Source organism: Pseudoalteromonas aquimarina (genome assembly GCF_049257255.1).
GTDB lineage: Bacteria > Pseudomonadota > Gammaproteobacteria > Enterobacterales > Alteromonadaceae > Pseudoalteromonas.
Window position 1 is genome coordinate 408,129 of record NZ_JBMMUG010000005.1, and the last position, 17,199, is coordinate 425,327.

Annotated in this window: 18 protein-coding genes; 10 read left to right on the top strand and 8 right to left on the bottom strand. The window is 40.2% G+C overall.

What is annotated here, in order from left to right; all coding sequences use genetic code 11:
- The first annotated feature begins 20 nt into the window (after positions 1–20).
- Both AAEU29_RS15095 and AAEU29_RS15100 read left to right on the top strand, forming a co-directional pair.
- A complete protein-coding gene (locus tag AAEU29_RS15095; protein WP_421974091.1) occupies positions 21–638 on the top strand; it encodes a YigZ family protein in 618 nt (205 codons plus the stop codon).
- Between the two features lie 37 nt (positions 639–675).
- Positions 676–2,127 carry a TrkH family potassium uptake protein gene (locus AAEU29_RS15100; RefSeq protein WP_010561297.1) on the top strand — a complete coding sequence of 484 codons (1,452 nt, stop codon included), beginning with the start codon at positions 676–678 and terminating at the stop codon, positions 2,125–2,127.
- Positions 2,128–2,494: 367 nt separating this feature from the next.
- Here the strand turns inward: AAEU29_RS15100 and AAEU29_RS15105 are convergent, their stop codons facing one another.
- The 5 genes from AAEU29_RS15105 to def form a co-directional block, all read right to left on the bottom strand.
- Positions 2,495–3,619: a DUF3103 family protein gene (locus AAEU29_RS15105; RefSeq protein ID WP_421974092.1), complete on the bottom strand. Its 1,125-nt coding sequence runs from the start codon at positions 3,617–3,619 to the stop codon at positions 2,495–2,497.
- Between the two features lie 164 nt (positions 3,620–3,783).
- The gene (trkA, locus tag AAEU29_RS15110; protein ID WP_421974093.1) at positions 3,784–5,160 is read right to left on the bottom strand and encodes a Trk system potassium transporter TrkA; all 1,377 of its coding nucleotides are present in this window, start codon (positions 5,158–5,160) and stop codon (positions 3,784–3,786) included.
- 35 nt (positions 5,161–5,195) lie between these two features.
- Positions 5,196–6,488 (bottom strand): 16S rRNA (cytosine(967)-C(5))-methyltransferase RsmB, encoded by a 1,293-nt coding sequence (gene rsmB, locus AAEU29_RS15115; protein ID WP_421974094.1) that lies wholly within the window; start codon positions 6,486–6,488, stop codon positions 5,196–5,198.
- On the bottom strand, positions 6,472–7,425 hold the full coding sequence (fmt, locus tag AAEU29_RS15120) for a methionyl-tRNA formyltransferase (RefSeq protein WP_421974095.1): 954 nt from the start codon (positions 7,423–7,425) through the stop codon (positions 6,472–6,474). Before fmt ends, rsmB begins: the two co-directional genes overlap by 17 nt.
- Before the next feature lie 17 nt (positions 7,426–7,442).
- Positions 7,443–7,955, bottom strand: a complete 513-nt coding sequence (gene def / locus AAEU29_RS15125; RefSeq protein WP_421974096.1) for a peptide deformylase — start codon at positions 7,953–7,955, stop codon at positions 7,443–7,445.
- Between the two features lie 124 nt (positions 7,956–8,079).
- Between def and AAEU29_RS15130 the strand changes: the two genes are divergently transcribed.
- The 6 genes from AAEU29_RS15130 (at position 8,080) to hemF (ending at position 12,914) form a co-directional block, all read left to right on the top strand.
- Positions 8,080–9,186 carry a LysM peptidoglycan-binding domain-containing protein gene (locus AAEU29_RS15130; RefSeq protein ID WP_421974097.1) on the top strand — a complete coding sequence of 369 codons (1,107 nt, stop codon included), beginning with the start codon at positions 8,080–8,082 and terminating at the stop codon, positions 9,184–9,186.
- A gap of 32 nt (positions 9,187–9,218) precedes the next feature.
- Positions 9,219–10,310 carry a DNA-processing protein DprA gene (dprA, locus tag AAEU29_RS15135; RefSeq protein ID WP_421974098.1) on the top strand — a complete coding sequence of 364 codons (1,092 nt, stop codon included), beginning with the start codon at positions 9,219–9,221 and terminating at the stop codon, positions 10,308–10,310.
- A gap of 2 nt (positions 10,311–10,312) precedes the next feature.
- Positions 10,313–10,786 carry a DUF494 family protein gene (locus AAEU29_RS15140; protein WP_274763546.1) on the top strand — a complete coding sequence of 158 codons (474 nt, stop codon included), beginning with the start codon at positions 10,313–10,315 and terminating at the stop codon, positions 10,784–10,786.
- A gap of 76 nt (positions 10,787–10,862) precedes the next feature.
- On the top strand, positions 10,863–11,420 hold the full coding sequence (locus tag AAEU29_RS15145) for a DNA topoisomerase family protein (protein WP_421974099.1): 558 nt from the start codon (positions 10,863–10,865) through the stop codon (positions 11,418–11,420).
- Between the two features lie 13 nt (positions 11,421–11,433).
- Positions 11,434–11,997 carry an L-threonylcarbamoyladenylate synthase type 1 TsaC gene (gene tsaC / locus AAEU29_RS15150; RefSeq protein WP_274763548.1) on the top strand — a complete coding sequence of 188 codons (564 nt, stop codon included), beginning with the start codon at positions 11,434–11,436 and terminating at the stop codon, positions 11,995–11,997.
- Between the two features lie 2 nt (positions 11,998–11,999).
- Entirely contained in the window at positions 12,000–12,914 is a 915-nt protein-coding gene (gene hemF, locus AAEU29_RS15155) for an oxygen-dependent coproporphyrinogen oxidase (protein WP_421974100.1), read from the top strand.
- Positions 12,915–12,955: 41 nt separating this feature from the next.
- Here the strand turns inward: hemF and AAEU29_RS15160 are convergent, their stop codons facing one another.
- Positions 12,956–14,563 carry a methyl-accepting chemotaxis protein gene (locus tag AAEU29_RS15160; RefSeq protein ID WP_421974101.1) on the bottom strand — a complete coding sequence of 536 codons (1,608 nt, stop codon included), beginning with the start codon at positions 14,561–14,563 and terminating at the stop codon, positions 12,956–12,958.
- Between the two features lie 85 nt (positions 14,564–14,648).
- Positions 14,649–15,083, bottom strand: a complete 435-nt coding sequence (locus AAEU29_RS15165) for a group II truncated hemoglobin (RefSeq protein ID WP_372771030.1) — start codon at positions 15,081–15,083, stop codon at positions 14,649–14,651.
- Between the two features lie 47 nt (positions 15,084–15,130).
- On the opposite strand from AAEU29_RS15165, the gene aroE reads away from it, so the two are divergent.
- A complete protein-coding gene (gene aroE / locus AAEU29_RS15170; protein ID WP_421974102.1) occupies positions 15,131–15,952 on the top strand; it encodes a shikimate dehydrogenase in 822 nt (273 codons plus the stop codon).
- On the top strand, positions 15,952–16,194 hold the full coding sequence (locus tag AAEU29_RS15175) for a DUF1488 family protein (protein ID WP_421974103.1): 243 nt from the start codon (positions 15,952–15,954) through the stop codon (positions 16,192–16,194). Before aroE ends, AAEU29_RS15175 begins: the two co-directional genes overlap by 1 nt.
- Here AAEU29_RS15175 and AAEU29_RS15180 read toward each other — a convergent pair.
- The gene (locus AAEU29_RS15180; protein WP_274763554.1) at positions 16,189–16,722 is read right to left on the bottom strand and encodes a gamma carbonic anhydrase family protein; all 534 of its coding nucleotides are present in this window, start codon (positions 16,720–16,722) and stop codon (positions 16,189–16,191) included. The genes AAEU29_RS15175 and AAEU29_RS15180 overlap by 6 nt on opposite strands.
- Positions 16,723–17,199 lie beyond the last annotated feature (477 nt).

The following is a 17,199-nucleotide window of genomic DNA, read 5'->3' on the forward strand; positions in this document are numbered from 1 at the left end:
TCCTTTTTATTTTGTAAGTTATGACTCAAGAATACCAGTACCCAGCAACACGAACCTTGTATCGTGAAGAAATTAAAAAAAGCACTTTCATTGTACATATAGCACATACGCCAACCATTGCAGATGCGAAAGCGTTTATAAAAAGTATCAATGAAGAATACCCAGATGCACGTCATAATTGTTGGGCGCATGTGGCTGGAGAGCCTGGCGGTAGCCATGTACTAGGCTTTTCTGATGATGGTGAACCAAATGGTACTGCTGGAAAGCCAATGTTAAATGTGCTTATGGGCTCTGGGCTTGGTGAAATCACCGCGGTAATTACGCGCTATTTTGGCGGCATAAAGTTGGGCACAGGTGGGCTGGTTCGTGCATATGGTGGCTCACTTAATAATGCATTGAGTGACATTGAAGTACTAACTCGTGTTCCAATGGTGACATTACTTGGTGAATCGAGTTATGCGCTACAAGGGGTAATTGAACAACATATTAATACTCAGTTTAGTGGTAGTAGTATTGAGAAAGAATTTTCTGCAAATATTGCATGGCAAATCGCTATTGATGAGCGAAATGCAGAGCTGGCGATAAAAGATATTTATGAAATATCCAATGGTGCTGTTGAGTTAAAAGTAAAACAGTAAGAGAATAGCTTAAAATAGCTCGTTTCTTACTCTTGCAATGCAATACAGAACAATAATTAAAATTTTAGGGCAGTTAGTTGCCTTATTTAGTATCACCATGATCCCGCCTGCGCTCGTTTCGCTTATTTATAAAGATGGTGGTGGTGTGCCGTTTGTTCTGGCATTTGTCTTTAGTATTATTATTGGCTTAATAGCCTACTACCCAAACCGAAAGCAAAGAGGGGACTTAAAAGCCCGTGAAGGCTTTTTAATTGTTGTTTTGTTTTGGTTGGTACTGGGCAGTTTTGGTTCGTTACCACTGATCTTTTTAGAAGAACCTAATCTATCTATAGCAGATTCTGTTTTTGAGTCATTCTCAGGCCTTACCACCACTGGGGCGACTGTTCTAACAGGCATTGAGTACTTGCCTAAAGCGATTTTATTCTATCGCCAGCAACTGCAATGGCTAGGTGGTATGGGTATCATCGTACTTGCCGTGGCAGTACTGCCCATGCTTGGTGTAGGTGGCATGCAGCTTTACCGCGCTGAAACACCTGGCCCTGTAAAAGATTCAAAAATGACCCCTCGCATTGCCGATACAGCAAAACACCTTTGGTATATTTATGTATCGCTTACAGCGGCTTGTACTTTGGCGTATTGGGCGGCAGGGATGAATTGGTTTGATGCCATTTGTCATGCCTTTTCGACTATCGCCATTGGTGGTTTTTCTACTTATGATGCCTCTATTGGCCACTTTAATAGTCCACTAATTAATATTATTTGTGTGGTGTTTTTATTAATCGCAGCCGTGAACTTTTCACTGCACTATGCGGCGGTAGCTAATAAAAACTTTCGCGTTTATTGGCGTGACCCAGAGCTTAAAGTTTTCCTTTTTATTCAAACATGTTTAGTGCTTTTGTGTTTCTTTGTACTGACTTCTGCTGGTATTTATACCTCGACAGACCAAGCATTTGACCAAGCACTTTTCCAAGCGGTTTCAATTAGTACGACGGCTGGTTTTGCCACCGATAGCTTCTCGCAGTGGCCATTGTTTTTACCAATTTTGCTTATCTTTTCAAGCTTTATTGGAGGTTGTGCTGGCTCAACAGGTGGCGGCATGAAAGTAGTGCGCGTGTTCCTGTTGTACTTACAAGGTATTCGCGAGTTAAACCGCTTGGTACACCCACGTGCAATTTACTCGATTAAGCTTGGGCGCAAAGCATTACCTGACAAAGTAGTTGAAGCTGTATGGGGCTTTTTTTCCGCGTATGCTTTGGTATTTGTCATCATTATGCTGTGTTTATTAGCAACTGGAATGGACAATATTACAGCATTCTCAGCGACAGCCGCTTGCTTAAATAACTTAGGTCCAGGCTTAGGTGATGTAGCAGCACACTTTGGCGATATTACCGATACTGCTAAATGGATACTAACGCTCGCCATGGTATTTGGCCGCCTCGAAATATTTACACTACTCGTATTATTCACCCCAACATTCTGGCGTGGGTGAGCGCCGCTCGGGGGAAACGAAGTTTCCCTAGACGCGAACGCTTTTCAGGGATGAAAAGCCGGAATATCGCTTCAAGGATGAATTTATTTTCACATTAGCTAACACCAGACCGAAACGAAGTTTCGCAGCTGGCCGAACGCGAGAAAGGGATTTCGAGCCGGAGTATCGCGTCAGGATGACTTAATATATCGGTCGTCAATACTAGGCCAAAATGGATTCGATTACTGCGTAAAGCGCACGATGTATCGATTCAAGAGCGAATTTTGACACACTTTCTAAACGTCAGAATGATTACTATAATTCTCTCAATAAACAAAAAAGAGCGCCTTTAGCGCTCTTTGATTCTGGTTTAAAGGTACTCTGTTAATTAACGAGGCTGAATCGTTAATGGCTCAAGAGTGATGGTTGCATTTGAGCTAGCGCCTTTGTGATTTGAATAGTGTTGGCCTTCAAACAAGGTGTAATACACATCCACATAGTCATCATCATTGGTAAACCATGAGTCAGGCATTGCTGCTAGTACTTTATTGGTTAACTGTGGGATGATGGCATAGCCTTGTACTTCTGGGTCTGGAATTGCTTTAAGAATCTCGGTAGCAACGTCAAGTAAGCGGCTCGCAAGTTCTTTGTAGTTAGTATTGTCATCCTGTTCCATCATTAAAATGTCAGCTGCTTTCCAACGGTAGCGATCCCAATAAATGATAATTTGATTAGGGTGATAGGTGGTGCCATCGTAATCAAGATAAGGCATGTCTAGAATATCAAGCACAGGCTCATCACGAGACGGACTCACACCAGTAACAATGCTATACACTTCCGCCTTCCCAGATATCCACGGCTCTTCATCATCTTGTAAATGAATAGATTTAAGTACTGAGGTTTGAATTGGGCTCGTTGTTGATTGAGTTGTTGAATTCAATGCTAATTTTGGTTCGCTGCTAAATGGTTTCAATGCTTTTTTTAGTACTGAAATACCTTCCGATAGTGCTTGTTTGTTGTCTAGCTCAACAATTAATACAGGGCGTTCAGGTAGCTCATTTACGGGTAAGTGATAGGTGTTGCCTTGTGTATCAAATGCTTCAATAAATTGCCATGATTTCTCACTACCCGCTGGAGCCCATGCAAATAAAGGTGTTTCAGAGATTAACGAGTTAAACATGCTTTCATCGGCAATCCTTAGCTGGGTAATTAATTGATTATTATGAGGTAAGCCTTTGGCTGAGCGAATAGTTTTTTCTACTTGCTTAAGCTGATTCAACTCTTTGCTGGTAAAAGAAAGCTCAGCTGTACCTACGGTTAAATCGTAGGCAGAGGTAGATGCGAGAATGCTGGGTTTTAACTTCGCATAGTTTGTGGCAAGTGAGTGAGCTAAAGCTCGCTTTTGCTCAGCAATTAGCATTGAACGCTCTTGGTTTGTAGTTTCAAACGCAGCCGCGCTTAACATAGGTAAAGTAAGTGCACTAAGTAATATCGATTTTATTATTTTATTCATTAACTTGTCTCCAATAGTAAAGATACACATTCGTGTGTACCTTTATTAGTTCCAAGTTAGAGTAAATAGTCAATAATGTAACGAAAGGTTAATTAATAAACAGTAATTTTACTGACCTAGTTATAAATTACCTTTCGCAAAGTATAGATATTTCTATAATAAATTTATAAGAAGATAGCACTTACTTGGAAGAGCTTTTCAACCACGTGAATTTGTTTTTTATCGATAAGGAACATAATGACATGGTCACCTGAGAGGATCACGGTATCATCATGTGCAATCAATACATCGTCATTACGCACGATAGCACCAATGGTTGTACCCGCTGGTAATTTGATATCTTGAATGGCTCGACCGACAACCTTTGAGGTGGTTTCATCGCCGTGCGCTACAGCTTCAATGGCTTCAGCAGCGCCTTTGCGCAGTGAATACACATTAACAATATCACCACGACGGACGTGAGTTAATAGGGCTGAAATCGTTGCTTGTTGCGGGGAAATAGCAATATCAATTTCACCACCTTGCACTAGATCAACATAGGCGCCACGTTGAATTAATACCATGGTTTTTTGTGCACCCATGCGTTTGGCAAGCATGGCAGACATAATGTTTGCTTCATCGTCGTTAGTAACGGCAATAAACACATCGACTTGTTCAATGTGTTCTTCCGATAATAATTCTTGGTCTGATGCATCACCGCAAAAAACAACGGTACGGTCCAGAGTACCTGAGAGATACTCTGCACGTTCAGGATTTCGCTCAATCAGTTTTACGCTGTGACTCTTCTCTAACGTGCGGGCAAGGCCTGCACCAATATTACCGCCACCCACAATCATAATTTTTTTATACGATTGCTCGAGCTTTTGTAGCTCGCTCATTACCGCGCGAATATGTTTAGTGGCAGCAACGAAAAAGATTTCGTCATCGGCTTCAATAACCGTTGTGCCTAGCGGTTTAATTGGTCGACCTTTACGGTAAATGGCGGCAACGCGCGTTTCAACATTAGGAATATGCTTTTTCAGTGCTGATAGTGCATAGCCAACAAGTAAACCGCCGTAGTACGCTTTTACCGCCACTAATGATAATTTCCCTTCGGCAAACTGCAGTACTTGCAGTGCTCCAGGGTAATCAATTAAACGATGAATATAGCGAGTAACTAGTTGTTCAGGCGCAATGTAGTGATCAACCGGTAAATCATGGTTATGGAATAGTTGCTCTTTGTATTTGAGATATTGCTCAGAGCGAATTCGAGCAATTTTAGTTGGTGTATTAAAAATACTGTAAGCGATTTGACAGGCAATCATATTAACTTCGTCAGAGCTGGTAACCGCGATAATCATATCGGCATCTTCAGCACCTGCTTGGCGTAATACCTCAGGGTGAGCACTATGACCAGATACTACCTGAAGGTCATATTTATCTTGTAATACGCGTAGCTTTTCTCGGTTAATATCAACCACGGTGATTTCGTTTTTTTCACCTACTAGGTTTTCTGCTAAGGTACCACCAACTTGTCCGGCACCTAAAATGATAATTTTCATACTGTCAATCGCTTAGTTGGCGAGCTTCGCCTTAATTATAATTTTTCAATTTTCGCGTAGAAAAAGCCATCATGCTCATCTGGCAGTAATTGCCAGCCTGGTTGCTCGATGGTATCTGCTAAATTGAGTGCGATATGCTTAGCATCAGCATGCTGTGCTAAAAACTGTTTTATCTGGTTGGTATTTTCTTCCGGTAAAACAGAGCATGTTGCATACACCAATGTGCCACCAGATTTTAATAAAGGCCAGATTTGTTCAAGTATTTGTTGCTGCAGCTTGGCTAGTTGTTCGATATCAGATGCTCGACGTAGCCATTTTATATCGGGATGACGGCGAATTACGCCAGTTGCAGAACAGGGCACATCTAACAAGATACGATCAAACTGTTCGCCATCCCACCAGTCGTCAGGTTGGCTCGCATCTGCACTTATTAGCTTTGCCTTTAGGCCAATACGTTCTAAGTTTTGCTGTACGCGCTCAAGACGGGTTGCGTCATGATCAAGTGCGGTAACATCACATTCCGCTAGCTCTAAAATATGACACGTTTTACCACCAGGGGCTGCACAGGCATCAAGAATTTTGTCGCCATCTTTTGGTTCGAGCAATCTTGCCGCAAGTTGTGCTGCACCATCTTGTACTGAGCTATGACCTAACTCGAAGCCAGGTAATTTAAATACATCAACAGCATTTTCAAGTACTAGTGCATCATCAAACTGATCAACTAAATGTGCTTCAATATCTGCATCAAGCAGTAAATCTCGATACTCTTTAGGCGAATAGTAGTTACTATTAACGCGCAACCACATTGGCGCTTGTACTTGGTTTGCTTCGACAATATCTTGCCAGTTGTCAGGGTAAGCTGCTTTTAGCTTATTTAAAAACCAACCAGGGTGATTGTACTTACAGGCATCAATTTGATCGGCTAAATTTTCCAGTTCACTTTGGCGGCGCTGAAAGTTACGCAGTACTGCGTTTACTAAGCCTTTAAGGCCTGGTGCACGCATTGTTTTAACCGCATTTACTGTTTCATCAAGTGCCGCATGTGCTGGAATACGCATGTGCTGAAGTTGATAAATACCCACATAAAGCAAAAATTGGAAAGGACGCTGTTTGCCTTTTAAAGGTTTTTCAAGCAAGTGAGAACAGTAGTTTTCTAAGCTTGGTAAGTAGCGTAAAACGCCATAACAAAGCTGTTGTAAAAGAGGGCGCTCTTTTGCTGGCAGTTTGTCAGAGTATCTTGGTAATACTTGCGATAATGAGTGACCTTTATCAATCACTAGATGCAGTGTTTCAGCTGCATATGCACGAACACTACTCATTACTTTCACCTAAAATAGAACCAACAGCTACCCAGTCAGCACGGCCATTTAAGAAATCTTGAGCCGACATTGGTTTTTTACCTTGAGGCTGCAATTGCGTGATTTTTAGTGCGCCGCCACCTGTTGCAACGGTTACACCCGATTTGTCAGCAGCTAACACTTCACCAGCACGACCTGTACCATCGACCAATTCAGCAGCATATACTTTTACCGTGTTACCTTGCATTTGTGTAAAACAAATTGGCCAAGGGTTAAATGCGCGAATATTACGTTCGATTTGTTGGGCAGTCATTTGCCAATCGATATTTGCTTCGTCTTTACTAAGCTTTTTCGCGTAATTAGCTAATTCGTCATTTTGCTTTTCGGCATTAGCTGTGCCATCGGCAATTGTGGCTAAAGTATCGATAAGCGCCGTCGGACCAAGCTCAGCAAGCCTGCTGTAAAGGGTTGCACTTGTATCTGTCGCTTCAATAGGACAGGTAGCAATGGAAATCATATCGCCAGTATCTAAACCTTCATCCATTTGCATGATAGTTACACCAGTTTCAGCATCACCTGCCCAAATTGCACGTTGGATAGGGGCTGCACCGCGCCAGCGAGGAAGAATTGAACCATGCACATTTATGCAGCCGAGTTTTGGTGTTTCTAATACTGCTTTTGGTAGCAATAGGCCATACGCAACGACTACCATAATATCTGCATTTAAATCTGCGAGCTGTTGTTTGGCATCGTCTGATTTAAAGTTCTCTGGTTGATAAACTGGAATATCATGGGTTAAAGCAAGCTGCTTTACTTCACTCGCTTTTAATTTTTTGCCGCGACCTGCTGGGCGATCTGGTTGGCTATACACTGCGATTACTTGGTGCTCTGATTTTATTAAAGCATCAAGATGTTGCGCGGCAAAGTCAGGTGTTCCCGCAAAAATAATTTTTAAAGGTTTACTCAAGATTTACTCCAGACAGATTAACCAGCTTTTGACGCAAGCTTGGCTTCTTTTTCTAGTTTTTTGCGAATACGTTGGCGCTTTAATGGAGAAAGGTAATCAATAAATAGCACGCCCTTTAAGTGATCTAATTCGTGCTGAATACATACAGCAAGTAGACCATCAGCGTCTTTTTCAAACTCAATTCCATTTTCATCAAATGCTTTAATGGTAACCGTTTCGGCACGGTCAACTTTGGCATATGAACCAGGTACTGATAAACAGCCTTCTTCGCTAATTTTGCTGCCATCTTTTTTGATGATTTCTGGATTAATTAGCACCAGTGGTTCGTTACCTTCTTCTGATACATCAATAACAACAATACGCTGGTGGATGTTTACTTGAGTAGCCGCAAGACCAATACCGTTTTCGTCATACATGGTCTCAAGCATATCTGATACAATTTTCTTAGTATCTTCATTAATTTGCGTTACTTCTTGTGCAACAGTACGTAATCTCTCATCAGGAAAGCGTAAAACTTCTAAAATAGCCATATTTACCTTAATTTAAACTATGCGAAAATCATCAATTTATGATATGTTTTTATTTTAGCCATTTGTCTTCACCTTTTACAGGTTTAAGTAAATAATAATAAAAAACAGCTCAAGGAAGCTAGTTATGGTCAATAAGCTGACAGCTGCGATAGTCGCATTAACTATGGCGTTTCCAACTCTTGCTGATGTGCTTCAGATCAGAAAGGACGCCCCTAAAGAATATGTTGTAGAAAAAGGCGATACCCTTTGGGATATTTCCGCTATATACCTGGATCAACCATGGTTGTGGCCGGAGCTTTGGCGTCTTAATCCACAAATAGATAATCCTCACTTAATTTATCCAGGTGATAAACTTTCATTGGTTTATGATTCACAAGGTCGCCCTATGCTTGTGATTAACCAGAAGTTTAAGAAACTATCACCGGGTGTGCGCAAAACCATGAAAAAAGGTGATGCGATCCCGACACTACCTTTGGAAGTAATTCGTCCTTTCTTAACTTATGAGCAAGCGCTGAGTGAAGAAGATATCGGTACAAGACCTGTTGTATTAGGTGCGAATGCGAACGTAAAAAATATTAAAACAGATCACATTATTTATGTGAAAGGTGATTTAGAACGCTCACAGTATTATGGTATTTACCGTCAAGGTGACCCATATATCGACCCAGAAACAGAAGAAGTGCTAGGGCATGAGGCTATTCTTGTTGGCACCGGCCGTGCTTTTAGGGCTGGTGATGAGACAAATGCAGCACCTTCCTCAGTGCGTGTAAAAAATGCTAAGCGTGAAATTCGCCAAGGGGATTTTTTAATGCCTGCATTAGAAGGGCAAACGTTACCTGTGTTCTTTATGATGAAGCGCCCAGAATCTTCAATCGCTGGTACAATTATAGATACGTCTACAAAATTGCGAGAATTTAGTACCTTAGACGTAGTTGTGTTAAATCGTGGTGAAAGGGACTCACTAAAAGCAGGCCATGTATTGGACATTCGCAGAGCATCTCCTACAGTAGTAGTAGGAAAAGATGGCCCTAAATATAAAGATTTTGCTTCACGTTATGAGCGAACTATGAGTTATTTTGGGGATGGTGAAGACAGCCGCGAATGGAAAATGCCAAAAGAAAAAGTGGGTGAATTAATGGTATTTAAAGTTTACGACAAAGTAAGCTATGCCATTGTTACTAAAACTTTAGAGCCTATTCGTGTTGGTGACACTATCCATGTAGATAACTAAATATTACGTGGAGCGTCTTCTAAGGAGAGAAGATGCACAAAGAAACAAGAAGCGAGCTTGAATATTGGCTCGCTTTTTATTTTTCGAAAGGAATTGGTTTTCAAACTGTACAAAACCTATTAGAGCAGTTCACATTAGACGAAATTTTTTCATTCACTCATTTTGACCAGCTAAAAACTGGATTTAACTCAAACGCTCTAAAAAATCTTAAGAATACCAACTGGCAAAAAATAACATCGCTTATTTCTGATTGCGAAAGCAGTGATATTAAAATCATTTATTTCTCTCATCCCAAATATCCTCAACTTTTAAAAGAAATAGCCAGTCCACCTTTAGTGCTTTTTTGTAAAGGTGATATTGAATTACTCAATACACCTAAATTAGCCATTGTGGGTTCGCGAAATGCAACCGAAATCGGTCGACAAGTTAGCAAAGATATAGCGACTAATTTAGCACTAAATGATTTTTGTGTTGTTTCTGGAATGGCAAGAGGCATTGATAGCTGTGCGCATCAGGGAGCGCTTCAAGTGGGTCGCAATACAATTGCAGTACTAGGTACTGGAGTTGATGTATGTTATCCCAAGCGGGCGAAAGAGCTTTATCATCAGATTGCCGAAAAAGGACTAATTATATCTGAGTATTTACCGGGTACCTCTGCGCTTGCTGCAAATTTCCCTCGCAGGAATCGCATCATATCTGGTTTGTCATTGGGTACCATAGTTGTTGAGGCTGAACAAAAAAGTGGTTCTTTGATTACTGCTAAATACGCACTTGAGCAAAATAGGGAAATCTTTGCTGTGCCTGGTTCTGTTTATAATGAGTTGGCAAAAGGGTGTCATGCGCTTATTAAGCAAGGCGCTAAATTAATTGAAAATTGCGAGGATATTTTTGCAGAATTAAGCGTTTTGCCGAAAAGTTGTCTATATAAAGTAGAAGAGACAGAAAAACCTGTAATGTCAGATCCTGTTCTAAAGCACTTAAATGAAGAAGTGACATCAGTTGACAAATTACAGCAACTCTCACAGTTACCTATAGATGAGTTGTTATCTCAATTGTTAGATTTGGAACTTTCAGGCCAAGTTATACGTGTACTAGACGGTTATACCCGAATAGGGAGGAGTTAAAAATGTTTGATATCCTCATGTATTTGTTTGAGAACTATATTCACAGCGAAAGCGAAATTTTCGTGGAACAAAGTGAATTAACAGATGAATTATTACGCGCAGGGTTTAATCATCGAGAAATTTACAAAGCACTTGATTGGCTAGAGCAACTTGCCGATTTACAACACAGTGATGAATACCCTTATTTAAATCGTGTACCAGGAAAGTCAGTACGTATTTTTACCCAGCAAGAAAGTGAAAAATTAGACCTTACGTGCCGCGGCTTCTTAATGTTTTTAGAGCAAATATCCGTAATTGATACAACCACACGTGAAATGGTCATTGATCGTATTTTTGCGTTGGATAAAGACATTATTGAGCTTGATGATTTAAAGTGGGTGGTTTTAATGGTGCTATTTAATGTGCCAGGTAAAGAAATAGCTTACGCTCAAATGGAAGACTTATTATTCGAAGAGCAAAACGGCACCATTCATTAAGGCATGTTTAAATTTGCATCTTGCCTTGGCTAACATGATATAATTTTGCTTATATTTCGTCTGCGTTTTGACAATAATGAGCAAAATTGACCATTCTTTATTTTCAGTCCACGAACATGCTTTAGAAAAAGAGTTTGAAGTGTGTCCGAAATGTGGTTCAGAGACCAGCGTTAAGCATAGTAAAAACGGCGCTTTTATAGGATGCAATAATTATCCTAATTGTGATTATACACGCCCACTGGTTGAGCATAATGAAACGCTAATCAAAGTGCTCGACGATAGCGAGTGCCCTCAATGCAGCCATCCACTGGCTGTGAAAAATGGGCGTTTTGGTATGTTTATTGGTTGTACAAACTTTCCTGAATGTCATTTTATTGCACAAGAAGAATCCAAGAGTGAATTACCTACGTGTCCTAGTTGTAAAAAATCAGCACTCGTTGAACGTAGCAATAAATCGGGTAAAACCTTTTACTCTTGTGGGGGGTACCCCAAATGCAAATATATTTTAAATAGTAAACCTGTTGCGCAAGCTTGCCCTGAATGTGGGTGGCAGGTAATGGTTGAGAAAAAAACATCAAATGGCGTGGTGTTACAATGCCCACAAAAGCATTGTAACCACAAAACACCGTTATGATTTGGAGCAAACTGTGAGTAACGAGTTAAATGAAAGCCCAATTACCCTTGCATTAAAAAACGAGGGTGTCATTGTTTATCCTACGGAAGCTGTTTATGGCTTAGGGTGCGATCCTGATAGCGAAGCTGCTGTAATGAAGTTGCTAGATATTAAGCAACGTCCTGTAGAAAAAGGGTTAATTTTAATTGCTGATAATTATGGTCAACTTTTGGATTATGTTGATGATGCGAAAATCCCGATGGACAAAAGAGCGGATATTTTTTCTTCATGGCCTGCCGCAGTTACATGGGTGATGCCAGCTAAATCAAGTACACCAAAATGGCTAACGGGTCAGTTTGATACAATTGCTGTGCGAGTAACAAGCCATCCAGTTGTAAAACAGTTATGCCAGGATTTTGGTAAACCTTTGGTATCAACAAGTGCTAACCTCACTGGCCAAGACCCTGTGTTAACACTTGATGAAGCAAAACACGCTTTTGGTGATAAAGTTGCTGCGTATGTTGAAGGGGCGCTTGGTGGTAATACTAAACCGAGCCAAATTAAAGATGCCTTCACAGGTAAGTTATTTAGAGAGTAATTATGTCGCACGTTAATTTAGAAGTAGTAAAAGAATTCTTATTAGCCCTGCAAGATAAAATTTGTGATGCTCTAGAGCAAGCTGATGGTAGCGCCAAATTTGTTGAAGATGCATGGCAACGTGAGGAAGGCGGTGGTGGCCGTACGCGTGTTATCAGAGATGGCGCAGTGATTGAACAAGGCGGCGTGAATTATTCCCATGTCTATGGTGAATCAATGCCTGCATCGGCGACAGCACATCGTCCAGAGCTAGCCGGGCGTAGTTTCCATGCCTGTGGCGTGTCATTGGTAATTCACCCAAAAAACCCTCATGTACCTACATCACATGCCAATGTACGCTTCTTTATTGCTGAAAAAGAAGGTGAAGAGCCGATTTGGTGGTTTGGTGGTGGTTTTGATTTAACCCCTTATTACCCAGTATTAGCAGATGTTAAACATTGGCACCAAGAAGCATGTAAGTTGTGTTTACCATTTGGTGAAACCGTTTACGATGACTATAAAAAGTGGTGTGATGAATATTTTTACCTAAAACACCGTGGTGAAACTCGTGGTGTAGGTGGTTTGTTCTTTGATGACTTAAATGAATGGGGCTTTGACCGTTGTTTTGCATTTATGCGTGCCGTCGGCAATGGTTACTTAGATGCTTACCTACCAATCGTTGAAAAACGCAAAGACTTTCCGTTTACCGAAAAACAGCGAGACTTCCAATTGTACCGCCGTGGTCGTTACGTAGAGTTTAACTTAGTATGGGATAGAGGCACATTGTTTGGTTTACAAACAGGTGGTCGAACTGAGTCTATTTTAATGTCGATGCCACCGCTTGCGCGCTGGGAATATGACTTTAAACCTGAACCAAACAGCTTAGAAGCAAATCTCTACGAAAACTATTTATCGCCAAAAGATTGGTTACAAATTTAATAAAAAAGCCGCGGTTAAGCGGCTTTTTTGTCTTTAAAATTTTAAAGTTTAAATTTACGTACTTGCTGATCCAGCTCTCGCGCAAGGGCTAACAAACCTTCACTGACTTGCTTACTTTCATGGGCATCAATTAAAGATGTTTCCGCATTATCACTGATTGCGATAACACTCTGATTAATTTCTTCAGCAGCTAAGTTTTGTTGTTCAGTAGCATCCGCGATTTGTGTATTAAGTTGATTAATTTCTTTCATATGCTCAGAAATATCTTTTAATGCTAACGCGACTTTTTTAACTTGTTCAGCTCGTTGATCAGCATCTTCACTCGAGCGGTTCATGGTATTTACGGTTTCTATAGCTTCAGATTGTAAATTATCAATAGTACGTTTAATTTCGTCAGTCGAATCATGGGTGCGATTGGCAAGTGTTCGCACTTCATCAGCAACCACCGCAAACCCTCTACCGGCTTCGCCAGCACGTGCTGCTTCAATAGCTGCGTTAAGTGCAAGTAAGTTAGTTTGCTCAGCAATATTGCTGATTACTTCCAGCACTTTCCCAACTTCCAATGTGCGGTTTTGCAACTCACTTACTTGCTGTGCCGCAGTGCGCACTTCAAGGGCTAAGCCGTTGATACTTTCTTCGGTACTTTCTGCTATTTCTAAACTAGTTTCTGCTAAATGATTGCTGGTATCCGAACGCTCCGATGCAAAGTGCGTGGTATTGCGCACTTCTGAGGAAGATGACTCTAATTCGTTAATTGCAGCTGCTACTGAGTCAGTACCTTGCTTTTGCTGATTAATAGCTTGTTCTGTTGTTTCAGCTGATGCATAAATTTTTTCAGCACTGTGGATTAGCACTTTTGAAGATTCTGATAATTGGCTGATATTACTTTTAAACGCAGCCATCATAAGATTAAAGTTATTCGCTAAGCGACCAAGTTCATCATTAGTATTATCTTCAACATGAATTGTTAAATCGTTATTTTGCGACGCTAATCGCATTGATTTACCAATAACACGTAAACGTTCAATTAAAAACTTTCTAAATAGCCAACCTAGTGTCACAAAAGTCACCACAAAAATAGTAGTGAGAATACCAAAGCTAACCCAAGAATTTCGAGTTACAGCCGCATCCACTTTGTCTAGAGAGTAGCTGATTTTAACCGCTCCAAGAATTTCTCCTTCTGTAGCCTGGTGGCAGCCTAAACAATTGGTGCCGCGGTAATCTTCGCTAGCGACTATTGGTTTTAGATAGGTAATTAAATTCTGGCCATTGTTACTTTTAGAGAAATGAACTTGTTCTTTACCATTTAATGCGTCACTTTCTTGTTGATTTTGTGGTGATTGGTTAGCTTCGCCTGGGCCAAAAAATTGGTTGATTTTATTTCCACGAATAATGTGAATATCTTTAATTTGTTCTTCGCTGAGTATTTTTGTGCGTAAGATTTCACGATTAGCCATAGTGCCGGTAAGCATCATGGTATTTATAGAATCGAAATAATTATCAGCCAATATTTTAATATTTTGCTCAATTGTTTGATGGGCCAATTCGCTTTGCTGTTTTTGTCCATTAAATAGACTAGCTGCAAGCACTAAAATGCCTGTTACAGTGAGTAAAGCGAAGATCTTATGTTGTATAGAGTGATGACGCATAACAGTTTTCTCAAGCACTAAGTAAACTGAGTATGCGCAATTATTGATTAGTTTGCATTGATTTAACGCAATCTAATGAGAAATCTTACTGGCTATTTTGATTAATCATATGTGTAGCAAGTTGAGCAAGCGACTGCTTTAACCCTTCTCTTAGTACTGGGTTATCAACTTCGATATCTAATGCTTTATTCATGCAAAACATCCATTGATCTCGTAAGTCTTGATCAATAGGAAACGGCATATGGCGCTTTCGTAGCATTGGGTGGCCGTACTTCTCAACAAATAAATCAGGCCCACCGAGCCATCCAGATAAAAACTCGAAAAACACTTGTCTAATTCTATCTAAAGGTTGAGGATGCATATCATATAATGGTTTGGCGTATTCTTCTTCTGCCATAATGTCGTAAAATCGATTTGCTAGCGCGCGTGCACCGCTTTCACCACCCATTAGCATATATGGTGTTGTTTCCGGTGAAGGAGATTGATGAGGTTCACTCTGTGTCTGCGTTGTGCCAAACATACGTCTTAATATTTGTTTCATAACTCTAACTCAATGCGAGAAAACTAATGGATAAATACGCTGTATTCGGAAACCCAATAAATCACTCAAAATCACCGAAAATTCATCAAGCGTTTGCAAAAGAGCTAAATCAAGCAATCGAATACAGCGCAATATTAGCACCGATTGATGGCTTTAAGGAATCAATCGATTCATTTGTAAAAGCCGGCGGTAAAGGTGCAAACGTTACAGTACCATTTAAAGAAGAAGCATTTTCCCTGGTGGATGAACTGACTGAAAGAGCGAAAACAGCAGGTGCGGTAAACACTATTAAAGTTAATTCAGATGGCAAGTTAGTGGGCGATAATACTGATGGTATTGGCCTTGTTAGCGATATTTTAAATAATCAATTTGAAATATCACATAAAAGGGTTCTATTAATTGGTGCTGGTGGCGCCGCGCGAGGAGCAATTTTACCCATTTTACAGCAGCAGCCAGCAAAGCTCACAATAATAAACAGAACAAAAGGAAAGGCCATAAAGCTAAGCCAAGAATTTGCTAACTATGGTGAGATTGAAGCGTGTGGCTTTGATGATCAACCACAGGCAAGTTTCGACATTATTATTAATTCAACATCAGCCAGTATTACAGGTGATGTTCCGCCTATTTCAAAAGGTTTTGTTGAACAGTGTGAACTTGCTTACGATATGTTTTATTGTCAGCAAGATACTTCATTTAATCTGTGGATTAAAAGTGTTAATCCACAAGCAGTAACACTAGATGGTTCTGGTATGTTGGTAGGGCAGGCCGCAGAAGCATTTCTGGTTTGGCGAGGTGTTAAGCCTTCAACACAAGTGGTTATTGAACAGCTTAAATCAGGAGAACTGTAATGAACCAATCAATCATTTTTGTAGATCGTGTTGAATATGACGAAAACACAAAACGTGTCTCTTACTTTGCTCAGGCATCAGGTCAGCTGATTACGTGCTGTTATTCAACAAACAAATCTAAAGAAGATGCGCTATTAGACTTTGAAAGTAAAAAATTCGACTATGAAGATATTGCAGAAAATGCAATTGAAGACGAGCTGTATAATGATGAAGGTTTGATAGAAGTAGAAGAGCTTTTATAGCTCTTCTAAGTATTCATTCTTTAATACAACGTAGTTATCAGCAGATACTTTAAGGAAGGCAAGTTCTGCTTCATTTAACTTACGGGCTTGCTTCACTGGGCTACCTACATATAAATAACCTGATTCTAACGTCTTATTAGGTGGCACCAATGAGCCTCCACCAATAATCACATCATCTTCAATAATTGCATTGTCCATAATAATTGCACCCATGCCGACTAATATACGGTTTCCCAGTACGCAACCATGTAACATGGCTTTGTGACCAATAGTAACATCATCACCAATAATTAACGGGTAGCCATTTGGCACGGATTTACTTTTACGCGTTACATGAAGCACAGACCCGTCTTGTACATTAGTACGCTCACCAATTTTGATATAGTTAACATCACCACGTGCAGCAACTAATGGCCAAATACTAGAATCAGCACCTATTTCAATTTGACCGACTAGTACGGCTGATTCATCTATATATGTATTTAAATTAATTTTTGGCTCTACACCTTTATAACTTCTAATAGTCATCACGCTACCATTTACATGCTTATTGATAGGCAAAGTATAGAGAAGAGTAACGGATTTGTTAATTTCTGATCAGAAAATGTATGTTTTTAAGGCTTTTAGCTGTTATTTCAAACAAACAGTAAAAAAATACAAATTTTCTTTAAAAAAGGGTTGCGCTCAGATCAAATCTCTCTATAATGCGCCTCCACCAACACGGGGAACGACGCAGCATAGCAGCGAATCACGAGTTGGTCGAGTCAAGTAAAACTGAGTTTTGAAAGTTTTCAAAATAAAAAGAAAATAATCAAAATTAAGTGTTGACAAAAAAATAGGAAAGCGTAACATACGCAGCCCTAACAGCGACAAAGCGTCGCGGCAAACACAAGGTTGTTTGCACTGTTCTTTAAAAATTTAAGCAATCATCTGTGTGGGCACTCGTACAGATTAAGTTCTAACATACGCTTTTAGCGTAACAAAATTTAGACTTAATTAAACTGA

Bases quoted from the DNA above. Each gene is read 5' to 3' on its own strand.
- AAEU29_RS15095 (WP_421974091.1), top strand. From the start codon at position 21: ATGACTCAAGAATACCAGTACCCAGCAACACGAACCTTGTATCGTGAA.
- AAEU29_RS15100 (WP_010561297.1), top strand. From the start codon at position 676: ATGCAATACAGAACAATAATTAAAATTTTAGGGCAGTTAGTTGCCTTA.
- AAEU29_RS15105 (WP_421974092.1), bottom strand. From the start codon at position 3,619: ATGAATAAAATAATAAAATCGATATTACTTAGTGCACTTACTTTACCT.
- trkA (WP_421974093.1), bottom strand. From the start codon at position 5,160: ATGAAAATTATCATTTTAGGTGCCGGACAAGTTGGTGGTACCTTAGCA.
- def (WP_421974096.1), bottom strand. From the start codon at position 7,955: ATGGCTATTTTAGAAGTTTTACGCTTTCCTGATGAGAGATTACGTACT.
- AAEU29_RS15130 (WP_421974097.1), top strand. From the start codon at position 8,080: ATGGTCAATAAGCTGACAGCTGCGATAGTCGCATTAACTATGGCGTTT.
- dprA (WP_421974098.1), top strand. From the start codon at position 9,219: ATGCACAAAGAAACAAGAAGCGAGCTTGAATATTGGCTCGCTTTTTAT.
- AAEU29_RS15140 (WP_274763546.1), top strand. From the start codon at position 10,313: ATGTTTGATATCCTCATGTATTTGTTTGAGAACTATATTCACAGCGAA.
- AAEU29_RS15145 (WP_421974099.1), top strand. From the start codon at position 10,863: ATGAGCAAAATTGACCATTCTTTATTTTCAGTCCACGAACATGCTTTA.
- hemF (WP_421974100.1), top strand. From the start codon at position 12,000: ATGTCGCACGTTAATTTAGAAGTAGTAAAAGAATTCTTATTAGCCCTG.
- AAEU29_RS15160 (WP_421974101.1), bottom strand. From the start codon at position 14,563: ATGCGTCATCACTCTATACAACATAAGATCTTCGCTTTACTCACTGTA.
- AAEU29_RS15165 (WP_372771030.1), bottom strand. From the start codon at position 15,083: ATGTTTGGCACAACGCAGACACAGAGTGAACCTCATCAATCTCCTTCA.
- aroE (WP_421974102.1), top strand. From the start codon at position 15,131: ATGGATAAATACGCTGTATTCGGAAACCCAATAAATCACTCAAAATCA.
- AAEU29_RS15175 (WP_421974103.1), top strand. From the start codon at position 15,952: ATGAACCAATCAATCATTTTTGTAGATCGTGTTGAATATGACGAAAAC.
- AAEU29_RS15180 (WP_274763554.1), bottom strand. From the start codon at position 16,722: ATGACTATTAGAAGTTATAAAGGTGTAGAGCCAAAAATTAATTTAAAT.